2 protein-coding genes are annotated in these 1,539 nt (G+C 72.2%); both read right to left on the reverse strand.

Annotated elements, in window-relative coordinates; genetic code table 11:
- Positions 1–629: hydrogenase small subunit (locus tag ACTS11_RS15665; protein ID WP_442641231.1), on the reverse strand; the 629-nt coding region annotated here is incomplete at its 3' end.
- Positions 630–863: 234 nt separating this feature from the next.
- On the reverse strand, positions 864–1,539 hold a 676-nt coding region (locus tag ACTS11_RS15670; RefSeq protein ID WP_442641232.1), incomplete at its 5' end, for a Kae1-like domain-containing protein.

The raw sequence follows: 1,539 nt of genomic DNA on the forward strand, positions 1-1,539 counted from the left end.
GTCAGCATGTAGGTGATCACGCCCGTCATCACCTCGGCGATGGGCGGGCAGCCGGGCACCTTGACGATCGGCCGGTCGGTTATGACCTCGTGCACCGGCGTCGCCCGCGTCGGGTTCGGGTGCGCGGCCTGCACGCAGCCGTAGGAGGCGCAGGCGCCCCAGGAGATGATGGCCTTCGCCCCCGCCGCGACGTGGCGCAGCTTCTCGACGAAGGGCTTGCCCGCCGAGATGCAGAACATCCCGTCCTCGTTCAGCGGCGGGTTGCCTTCGACGGCGAGGATGTAGTTGCCGTAGTGCTCGGCCATGCTCTCCTCGAGCGCGGCCTCGGCGGCCTCGCCGGCCGCGGCCATCAGCACGTGCTGGTAATCGAGCGAGATCATCGACAGGACCACGTCCTGAACCAGCGGATGCGCGCCGCGGATGAAGCTCTCCGAGCAGCAGGTGCATTCCAGGCCGTTCAGCCAGATCACCGGCGTGCGGGGCCGCGTCTCCATCGCGTGCGCGATCTGCGGCACGAAGGCGGGCCCGAGGCCGAGCGCCGAGGCGGTCAGCGTGCAGTATTTCATGAAGCTCCGCCGGGTGATCCCCTGGCGGCGCATGACGTCGTAGAAGGTCTCGAGCTGGGGCAAGACCGGCCCTCCCTGGCGATAAACGGGCACGGCCGGATGTCCACTCGCTGGCCGCGCGGCTTGCGTGGTGGAACAGGAGTGACGCACAACCGTCACGTGTCATAGGCGCAGGGCCGCGCCCCGGGTGCGACAATAAAGCTTCGCGTTTTCAGAGGTTTGATTTCCAATTTGATCCAGATCAAATTGCCGTGCCGGTGAGGCGACGTCCGGTTGAGGCGAAATCTGGAAGCGCGCTTACCGCCCCGCCTGCGCCATCGCCGCAAGCGCCTGCCCGAGCGCGAGGCCGCCGTCGTTGGCGGGCACCGCCCGATGGTGCAGGACCGGCAGGCCCTCGAGCGCGCGCAGCGTGAGGTCGAGCAGGAGCGCGTTCTGGAAGCAGCCGCCGGAGAGGGCGACGGCCCGCGCCGCGCCGCTCTCGACCAGGCGCCGCGCGGGCGACGCGAAGCTCCGCGCGAGGCCCGCGTGGAAGCGCAGCGCCATGACCTCGGGCGCGACGCCACGGGCCGCGTCCGCCAGCAGCGCCGTCCAGAGCCCCGCGTCGTCGAGCGCGCCCGGGCCGCCCTGCGCCGCGAGAGTGTAGGGCGCGTCCGCCTCGTCAGGCGGCGCGCGCTCGGCCAGCGCCTCGAGCCACATCGCGGCTTCGCTTTCGAAGCTCTGCGCGCCATCGAAGCCGAGCAGGGCCGCCACGGCATCGAAGAGCCGCCCGGCGGAGGACGAGAGCGGCGCGTTCACGCCCTGTGCCATCGCGGCGCGGAGCGTCCCGCGCGGGCGGTCGCGGAGAAGGCGGTCGGCCTCGCCGGGCAGACCCGCCCGGTCGAGCCGGGCGAGGAGGTTGCGCCAGGGCTCGCGGCTGGCGGCGTCGCCTCCGGGCATCGGCGCGGGCGTCAGCCAGGCCCGCCGCGCGACGCCC

Source organism: Roseicyclus sp., from assembly GCF_052168335.1.
Taxonomy (GTDB): Bacteria; Pseudomonadota; Alphaproteobacteria; order Rhodobacterales; family Rhodobacteraceae; genus Roseibacterium.